General features: G+C 28.5%; 13 protein-coding genes. All 13 read right to left on the bottom strand.

The window, feature by feature from the left end; translation table 11 throughout:
- The coding region (locus F823_RS11565) for a BRO family protein (RefSeq protein ID WP_425256496.1) at positions 1–71 on the bottom strand (71 nt) is incomplete at its 3' end.
- Positions 72–255: 184 nt separating this feature from the next.
- Positions 256–1119: a double zinc ribbon domain-containing protein gene (locus F823_RS0109965; protein WP_019595742.1), complete on the bottom strand. Its 864-nt coding sequence runs from the start codon at positions 1117–1119 to the stop codon at positions 256–258.
- A 138-nt stretch (positions 1120–1257) separates the two neighbouring features.
- The gene (locus F823_RS0109960; RefSeq protein ID WP_019595741.1) at positions 1258–2208 is read right to left on the bottom strand and encodes a hypothetical protein; all 951 of its coding nucleotides are present in this window, start codon (positions 2206–2208) and stop codon (positions 1258–1260) included.
- Between the two features lie 52 nt (positions 2209–2260).
- On the bottom strand, positions 2261–3535 hold the full coding sequence (locus F823_RS0109955) for a hypothetical protein (protein ID WP_019595740.1): 1275 nt from the start codon (positions 3533–3535) through the stop codon (positions 2261–2263).
- Between the two features lie 115 nt (positions 3536–3650).
- Positions 3651–4379 (bottom strand): RepB family plasmid replication initiator protein, encoded by a 729-nt coding sequence (locus F823_RS0109950; protein ID WP_019595739.1) that lies wholly within the window; start codon positions 4377–4379, stop codon positions 3651–3653.
- A gap of 1664 nt (positions 4380–6043) precedes the next feature.
- Positions 6044–6457, bottom strand: coding sequence for a hypothetical protein (locus F823_RS0109940; protein ID WP_019595737.1), 414 nt, complete (start codon positions 6455–6457; stop codon positions 6044–6046).
- A gap of 71 nt (positions 6458–6528) precedes the next feature.
- A complete protein-coding gene (locus tag F823_RS0109935) occupies positions 6529–6861 on the bottom strand; it encodes a hypothetical protein (RefSeq protein ID WP_019595736.1) in 333 nt (110 codons plus the stop codon).
- Positions 6862–6907: 46 nt separating this feature from the next.
- Positions 6908–7390 carry a JAB domain-containing protein gene (locus tag F823_RS0109930; protein ID WP_019595735.1) on the bottom strand — a complete coding sequence of 161 codons (483 nt, stop codon included), beginning with the start codon at positions 7388–7390 and terminating at the stop codon, positions 6908–6910.
- Positions 7391–7466: 76 nt separating this feature from the next.
- Positions 7467–7685, bottom strand: a complete 219-nt coding sequence (locus tag F823_RS0109925; protein ID WP_019595734.1) for a hypothetical protein — start codon at positions 7683–7685, stop codon at positions 7467–7469.
- 16 nt (positions 7686–7701) lie between these two features.
- Complete coding sequence (locus tag F823_RS0109920) at positions 7702–7887, bottom strand: hypothetical protein (RefSeq protein WP_019595733.1); 186 nt, start codon at positions 7885–7887, stop codon at positions 7702–7704.
- Position 7888: 1 nt separating this feature from the next.
- On the bottom strand, positions 7889–8323 hold the full coding sequence (locus F823_RS0109915; RefSeq protein WP_019595732.1) for a hypothetical protein: 435 nt from the start codon (positions 8321–8323) through the stop codon (positions 7889–7891).
- 177 nt (positions 8324–8500) lie between these two features.
- Positions 8501–8995: an antirestriction protein ArdA gene (locus F823_RS0109910; protein ID WP_019595731.1), complete on the bottom strand. Its 495-nt coding sequence runs from the start codon at positions 8993–8995 to the stop codon at positions 8501–8503.
- A gap of 29 nt (positions 8996–9024) precedes the next feature.
- A complete protein-coding gene (locus F823_RS11240) occupies positions 9025–9192 on the bottom strand; it encodes a hypothetical protein (RefSeq protein WP_019595730.1) in 168 nt (55 codons plus the stop codon).
- Between the last annotated feature and the right edge of the window lie 31 nt (positions 9193–9223).

Below are 9223 nucleotides of genomic sequence, written 5' to 3'. Positions count from 1 at the left end.
ATACTAGGTAATACCTCTGATGTTACCCACTTTTTAAACTTCTTTGCATTAGGTAATTTACTTCCAAATATTGCAGCGTATCATTTATATCTTCATCTACCCTTACCTTCAGGTCAAAATTCTTATTTTTTCTTTCTCTAATTTCCTTCATAAGCACCTCACTTTCCTATTATTTTGAGTGCCAAACTTTATATCAATCTAAATCAAAAAGGGTCGATTAAGACCCCTTTTTTATATTGTTTTTTTACAGTAATCTTATTTATTTGTTTGAGTCTTCCCGTTGTTATCTTGTTCTTTTATATCTTTTAAGGTCATACCATTAGACTCCAGTATATATTTAAATTTAGTTTCCATTTCTGAATATGACTGTTTCAGCTTTTTACTTTTTTCACAAGAAGATTCTGAGTGTGAATAATAAGTTCCAGTAGGGCTTGTTGTATCTTCTAAATAATTATTTAAATCTGCTATGGTCTTGTCTAGCAACTCATTTAGCTTTTCATATTCAACATCTCCAGATAGCAAGTCTTTGTTTTTAACTAGTTCTTTGTTTATTAAATCTTCTATTTTTTTAGTGTTAGTCTCATAACTTTCTGTAATATGCGCATACTTCTTTCTATATTTTTTGACAGCCCCTGTTAAGTCCCCATATGAGTTTTTTCTAAACACTTCGTTTTGTTCACTTGCATCTAAATCCAACAAAAACTTCATACCAGATATATGTCCCATTATCTTATTATACGTTATGAAATATTCCTTTTTCGCTGCTAATGTTTGCCTAGCCAATTCTTCTTCTCTTTGTTGCTCCTGTACTCCAATAAAAAATATGACTGCAAGGATAATGGCTATTGAGGATAATATAATTATCAGCCTTTTTTTCTTTTTATCCTTAATATTCTTTTTTAACCTTCCGTCTTTCTTTTCTTCTGTTTCTACCTTTTCTAGCTTTGTCCCACAACCAGAGCAATATTCTTTCTCTAGTTCAAAATATTTATTGCACTCTGGACAATGTTTTTTCTCCACTTTAACTTTGCCATCATCAGACTTTAGTTCTCCACCACATTTAGAACAAAACTTACTCTTGTTGCTTTCTTCATTTCCACAAACATTGCATATCTTCATAATTTCCTCCACATACCTCTTTGCTGCTGGTTATTCTCTGACTTAGGAACTTCCTTGTTATCCTTATTCTCATCCTTGTCAACCTTTTCTTTCTTTTCTTTCTCAACCTTCTCTTTGTCAGCCTTTTTTCGTATTGTATTAGCTTACAGGTATATCAAATGTTATATTGTCCCAATAAGGATTAACAGTTAATTTAAGCCTTTTAGCAAAATCATTCTTAGAACCTATTGCTAGCCTCACCACAATCTTTGCACCTTTTCTTAAAATTTTTTGACTAGAAGTATCTTCCATTATATAATTATTAAGACTAAGCTGATATCCATTTTCATCTTGTACCAATGCATCAAATTCATCAATTGCCCTCGAGTCACTAACGAATATATTATTTTCATCTCTATCAGATATGTTTTCTATTTCTAAATCTAACATAATCACATTTTTGTCATCTAGCCATCCACCATCTACATTGTTCTTGCCATAGTCAGGGTACTTATACGCTTTTAAAGGTTTTATTTTAAACAACTTCGTTTGTCCTGCATTTCCAAAAGCTATTGTTTTAGGATTTTTCAACCTTTCAGCCTCTTCTTTAATTTTTTTATAATACTCCTCATTATACTTAATCGAATACTTTTCATATAATCTAACACAACTCTCATCTAATTTTATAGTTGATTCTTTAAAATTTTCAAGTTTTGTTCTTAATTCATCTTTCTCATAAGACATTAATTCAGCACCGGCTGTTATATTTTCAAAAAAGGACACTTGTTCTTTAGCATAATAAATATTATCATTATAATTTTTAATAAATTTATCTAAAGCACTATTTAAATCTTCATCTTTAAATTTTGGTTTTTCTTTTTTGAATTTCTCAATGAAAGTTTCTCTGTTTTCTTGGTCATTTTTTATATCTTGAATAGAATCCCTCTTTGCTTTATTTGAATCTTCTATCCTGCTATTAATCATACTTATAACTTTGGCTCTCTTACTTTCTTCTTCTTTTTTTATTTCCTCATCACTTTTACAAGCTGATAACCCTAAGCAGATTAAAAATGACAAGCAAACAATAATTAATTTTTTAGTATTTTTCATACTTTACCTCCAAACGTTTTCTTTTATAATTTTGAGGTGCTAATGCACCTTGTTAAACTTTCTCAATTAAACTTTGAAAGCTAAACCTTTCTTCATCATTGTAATTACCATAGGTTTCCTTGTAATCATGAAGAAACATTCTTATATCAAACTTTCTTACAGGAGAAAACTCTTTCATTCTCTCAACTATAGTATTTGCACTCCAGTTAAAAGAATTTTCCTTTAGCTGTATTTGATTCATTCTATACATAGCCCCAATTCTAATTAAATCATGAATCTTAAAATCTAATTTTCTTACTATGTTTCTTATAACGTGTATATCCATAGGCTCTACCCCAAACTTTGTTTTTTCCGATATCTTAGATTTGAGAACATATTCAGAATTAGGATTAAAGAATCTCACTGTTTCTTCTTTTCCTCTACGCTCTATATATGTTAATTGTTCAGAACACGCATCAAGAGTATTTATAAAAAAATCACTAACTCCAATAGTATAGTTTTTTTCATCATAAATAAAGTTTAATGTATTGTTTTTTCTATCAATATCACTCTTTTTTATACCACCTATACCCTCATACCTATTTCTGCCTATCGGAATCCCTGCTAAAAGACACATGATAATAAACCTAACATCAGTATCTTTAACTGAATTAACATAATCTATTACCTCATTATAGCTAGGTAATTGACTACTCCTATCTTTAAAGTCACAAAATTCAAGCCTTATAGGTAGTTCCAACCATTTAAACAATACATTTGCTGCGACTATGAATCTCGATACCTCGCTATATTTTACATCATCTACGTTTATCAATTCTCTACACTTAATTTTAGTTCTATCTCTAAGTATTTTTTCGTATTTATTATAAACTTCAAGAAAATATTCATCATTAATTACTAAGTTTTTATCATTTATATAATCATAAAAACTATTTTTATCTTTCAGATTTATAGTAATTTCCTCGTCACCTAGAATTGTAAACTTTAAAAAATTAGTAATAAAACCTGTTTTGACGTTGGTTTTTTTATCATTGATTTTCAAACTAATCCTTCTATCATCTCTAAAAAACAGCATACCTGGCAAGATACTAGAATCAGCCCAGTAGTCCCATATTTGTGGATATACTTTATCTAATGTATATTTTTCATCAAAACCACAAACTAGATGTATGTTTGACATTTTAACTTTGCTACCATCTTTTAATATTATTTTTTGATTAGGGTCTACAGCATTATCTAAATCTATTTTATTCCTATCATCATAGTATTTATTAAAGAAATCCTTGTCTATGTATTTGGTTAAATACGCTCTATATGTTTCAATCATAATTACCCTCCTGTATCAATATTATCACAAATTATCATGTTTTCCCACTATATTTTATCATCTTTCCTCATTTCTTGCCAACTAAATTTATTTTAATTATCAAACTAATTTTATTCTATACTGCCTTAATATTTTTTCTCAAATTATTAAGCTTATATACATCTTTTTTATTCCACTGAACATAAATCGTATCATCTATTTCCCTCATGCCCCTTTGAATCTCTACTTTAATTTCAGGAAAATACATATTTAAAGATTTAATCCCTTTCTTCAGATAATGAATTTTATGAGTTCTAGGATATGAATTAGGGTAATTAAGTCTGTCAAGAAAATCATTAACTCTCTTTTTTACCCAGTTAGAGCCAGCATACTCCACTAGAGTAATATATATCAGTTTCTCATATTTCCCCTTTATGCTCTTAAATATATCTAAGTCAAACATTAAAACACCGCCTTTAACTCCCATGCAGGTATCACTAGATAGCATATTATCTAGCTTGTCATTCACTTTAAAGCTAAATGTTTTTTTATCTTCATCTGCAAATATGTAGTCGAATAATTGTTCTTTAAATACACCTACGTCTGGAGATGTTATTTTATTATTTTCAGAAAAACTATATATATTTTCCAAAACCTCTTTTATTTTTTTGTTAGTATTTGCTTTTATATTGAAAATTTTCCTAAGCTGAGATAACTTCCCATCTTCTATATTCCCTTGTTTTTTGTAGATATAAATTAAAGTAAAAAACATATCTAACTCACCAGCTGACAACTTAGAAAAACTCATTTGATTTACCTCCTTTCTCAAAAAAATTATCTTTCTCTCCTGCTCTGTTTTTTTCATCTTTTAAAAACCACCTTTCCTTTCTTGATAATCAATTTCATATTTTTTCTAAAAAGTATAATAAAAAATCTCATTTTTTTGAAAATAAAATCTCATTTTTTGTAAGTGAAATCTCATTTTTTTGTAATTTCCCCTTTGTTTTTATCATTTTGAACCCTTGTATCGCTGTCATACCAATTGTTACAACCCCCTCTAATAGGTTATAATAGGATATTAATAGGTTATTAATAGGATATTAATAGGTTATAATAGGAGTGTTGTTTTGGGAATTATAATAGAAATCTATGAGATTATTATAATTTTTGAGATAGATTGTCTATGTATCTATTATAACATATTTGTAGTTGTATTTCAATACTAATGTATTTATTATTGTATTTTAAAAATAGTATAAGTTTATTATGATTTAGAAATAGCTAGATATAATTTATTTCTTTAGAGTAGATGAAGGTTCAAACGTCACAAGCCTTAGTGGTAAAATTAGATAAAAAGAATAATAGTAAAATTTATTATGATTTATGTTTAGTTAAAGGTAAAAGACAATATAAGAAAAAGATTATCATTCAGACGCCATGAAGGCTTAATCAAAAACAAGAGTAAAATAATAAGGGATTATATTATCTGTCTTGGTACTATATTTTTACTTTAGGATTGATATAGTATTTTAATCTTCTTCTTCGTATAGATAAAGGTTCAAACGCCACAAGGCTTAATCAAAAACAAAAAGAATGATAATATAATCCTACTCTAAAGTATCCTTCTCTTAACTCCGTAGGTTCACCTCTTTTTCTTTTGATTAAGGATAAAAGGATAGTAGGTAAAAATAATCATCATCTTGGTTATGCAGCTAAAGATAAAATTAAATCATTATTTACAGGGAGAACATTCAGACGCCATGATGGCTTAATCAAAGACAAGAGAAAAAATAATAGTGCTGTGAGTGTTATATTGCGAAAATATCATCATCTTAAATCTAATCTAATCCTAGTTAGATTAAGGTTGTTTTTATTATTGATTTATCATCTAGCTTTATAAGGCTCTAAAACATCCTATACGGAGATTATGCCTTATTTTGATATATTGTCCACGTCATCATTCAAATCCCCTTAGAATCGATTCTACAGGCTCTGAATATATCTCAAGACAAAATTATCATTCAGAATATTCTGTGTTTTTTGTTTGAGGTGTTTTTAAGTATATATCATTCTGATTATATCATCATTATCAAACCAAAATATCGCAAATTAAAAATGCCTTTCTAAGAGTTTGCATGCCCCTTGCCAATGATTTATACTATAAACGGGTTGGAGGCACCTTAGAACGGCTCTGAGGGCGTCTGAAATAGGTCTGAATAATATAATATAACTGAATTTTCTTTATCATTCAGAATTTTTAGATTTTTCCAAAAAAAGGCGGTTACCCAACCGCCCCATAAATCTATATCTTCTGTTCCTCCTAAGTTTTTATTTGTTCTTATATTATTGTTAGTATGATAGTTATTATCATTTTAAAACTATCCACTATTAAATCTTTAATTATATCTCTAATACTCATAATATACACACCTCAATTTTACCATTATTCTTATTAAAATAAAACCATATCATGTAAAACGTGTATATATATTTTTACTATCTTTTTGCATTTTTATGCCTTTTATATTTTTACGCAATAGAAGCCTCCATTCTTTTTATAATATCATTCAGAAAGCATTTATCATTAACTAGATTCATCACAAAATCTAGTGCAGATAGTTTTGTTTTTCTCGCATACCTGTAAGTGTAAACTTCATCAAATACTTCTGTTAATATAAAATCATCAAATTGTTCTATTATCTGCGTAACTATCATATCAGTTATTTCTTCATATCCTCCTGTGTCAATCAGGCTAAATGCTTGTGTAATAAATATATCATCATATTCAATAATATATAGTGTCCCGCATGGTGCTATAATTGTAAAGCTTGCAAATTCATCTGTAACTATCGCTGATGATTCTGTATAATCAATATCATATAAGCTTGCTACTTGCTTAAATAACGACTTTATAATAATTCTCTTTCTTGATTTATCCATCATTTTACATTCCCCTCTCTCTTAATTTTTTTATTTATAATTCTTTATATATATTCATAAAATATTCTTCATCTTCAATCAACATATTTAAAAAATTGACTTGGTCTAAAATTATTGTGTTTTCCAAATCCAGGACTCCAAATCTCCTCAAATTCATCGTCCGCATCAAAATAATATAGACTTCTTTCTAATTTTTTACAAATATATCTTATAATTTCTTCATCATCATTTAAATCTTCAAACTCTTTTAATGAACAATCAATTTGTATTGTAGCGTTATTTGGTGCTTCGACCGTCCAATATATTGTGTCGGATTGATGACATATTTCACCATTTCCATAGTCTAAAGAATACTGTTCTGTTAATTCTTTCATCATTTCCATTATCCTATTTTCTAGCGTTTTCATTACATTATCCTCCTCTAAATTTATTATCATTTAAAATTATCATCATTTACATTTGGCTATGTTCTCTAAGACTATGAAACACACCATCACCAGTTATTATATGGTCTAATACTTTAATTCCTAGCAACTCGCCACATTCCACTAATCTTTTAGTTAGTTCTATATCTTCTTCACTTGGTGTCGGATTTCCTGTAGGGTGATTATGAGTCAATATTATGTTAGCTGAATTTAATAGGATTGCTCCTTTAAACACTTCTCTCGGATGTACAACCGTACAATCTATTGTTCCTTTTGATGTTCTAAAATTCCCTATGTTTTTATTTTTTACATCTAAACACATTACCCAAAACTCTTCTTCTGATAATTCAGACGGATTAATAATTCTTTCAATCTGCTGATATACTTTATCAGGATTGTTCAGCCCTGTTGGTATATCTTTATAATTTCGCGAAGCCTCCTTCACTAATTCCATCATTTTAAAACCATTCTCTTGCTTTTTAATTGCTGTCTTGTATATTGTCGCTCTCATTTCTAGTACCTCCATTTTTTTCATCATTTAAAAATCATACACATTTTATTTTTTTATCTTCTGTCGTTTTCATTTTCTACCTTTTTGTTATTTTTTCATTGTTGTCATCTAATGCAACGAAATCACTTTCCATTTCAAACATTCTGCTTAATAAGCTTTCAAAGCTTTCAATCTCTTCATCTTCTTCTAGTGATTCTAAATATTCATCATAAACCTGTCTAGCTTCTCTTTCGACTAACTCAATGTATTCTTTTTGTGATAATATTGTATTAGTGTTTTCGTTGTAAAATTCCATAAGTTCATTCCTCCTTTTATTTTATAAATATTGCTTTTAATACAAGATGGCAGCATATAACCATCATGCTTATTGATATTGCTGTAATTAGCTTATCATTTGGGAATACTGAAGTTACATTTTGATAACTTCTGTAACCACCCACCACTAACAAGAGTGGCAGGCAATTTATCATCTTTATATTACTTATTTTTTTTAACATATTAATCCTCCTCATCGTATCTTACAGGGCAAACAAGTCCTACAAGTTTATTATTTTCGTATACATAAGCCGGTTTAAGTGGATTTCCGTAAGACTTTAAAACAGGATTGTCGAAATTCTTTAAAAGTTTCTCATTTATAACAATCTTTTTATCATCAATCTGATAAAAAGATATTATATCTTTACCAAATGGCTTTTGATATAATAGTTTACCTACAATCTTTAAATCATCTTCTTTCACATCAATAAGACTTTTTAAAGATGTGTGCTCTCTCAACTTTGAATTTACTTTTAACGGGCAATCCTCCATCACATACATTACAAGGCCGTCAGTTATGTATGTAAGTTCTCCATCTTCTTGGATTTTCCAATTCTCAGGATTTCTTTTTTTGTAGATTCCATTTATTACACTGTTTATTATTTTTGCTGTTTTCATTGTTATTACCTCCAAATTTATCATCATTTACAATTATATATATTGTCTTTAAAGTCTTGATATGTTATAATATATAATGGATATTTTTAACTAATTCAGTTTTTAGGTGTAAAATATCCATGACATTATCCATCAAATTATTTTCACCATCATTTGAAAATTTAATCTCCATCTTTCTTATAAGTATTCACTTAATACCTCTAATTCTATATCGGATATTAATCCGTTATATTCATACTCACTAAGAGTCTCGATATCCCCATACCCATCAAATGTGAAATAATCATGCATTGGATTATAAGATCCGTATCTTATCATTTTAGCTATATCGGATGGTTTCATTCCTGAAAGTAAATCGTTAAAATTATCCATACTATATATATCATTTTCGATAATACGTTTTTCGATAGTTTCCTCTATTTCGTCAAGTGAGTTAACAAGCTTTAACACGCTCGATATATTTGTATAGTCATAGATTGGCAGCTCATGGCTAAACTCATAGTCGCATATAAATGGCTCTTCTAGTCCTTTCTTTTTTAATTTCTCTAGGTGGTTAGGTATCTCTTCTAACTCGTCAAACTCGAACCATCTCCAATTTGATATTCCTTGATTATAACTTTTCCAATCCCATATACAAATTTTTAATTCAAAATCATTTTTAAAGTTTGTCATTTTCTTTACCTCCATTTTATTTTAATTTATTATAAAGCCTCTATAATATACCCGTGCCTGTCTAGTGTTATGTCAAGTCCCTGTTCTTCATCTCTACTAGATAAATAGCCTTTGACTTTATATATTATGTTTCCGTCCTTTTTAGTTATTTTTTTCTTTACAACTGCTATAGAATTTTTGTTTTTTGTTTTGCTCATTTTTTTACCTCTTTTCTTTTCTTATTTTTTT

It is taken from the genome of Peptostreptococcus anaerobius VPI 4330 = DSM 2949, assembly GCF_000381525.1.
Lineage (GTDB): Bacteria > Bacillota > Clostridia > Peptostreptococcales > Peptostreptococcaceae > Peptostreptococcus > Peptostreptococcus anaerobius.
The sequence above is the reverse complement of the archived record's forward strand: the minus strand, read 5'-3'. Positions and strand labels throughout refer to the sequence as shown.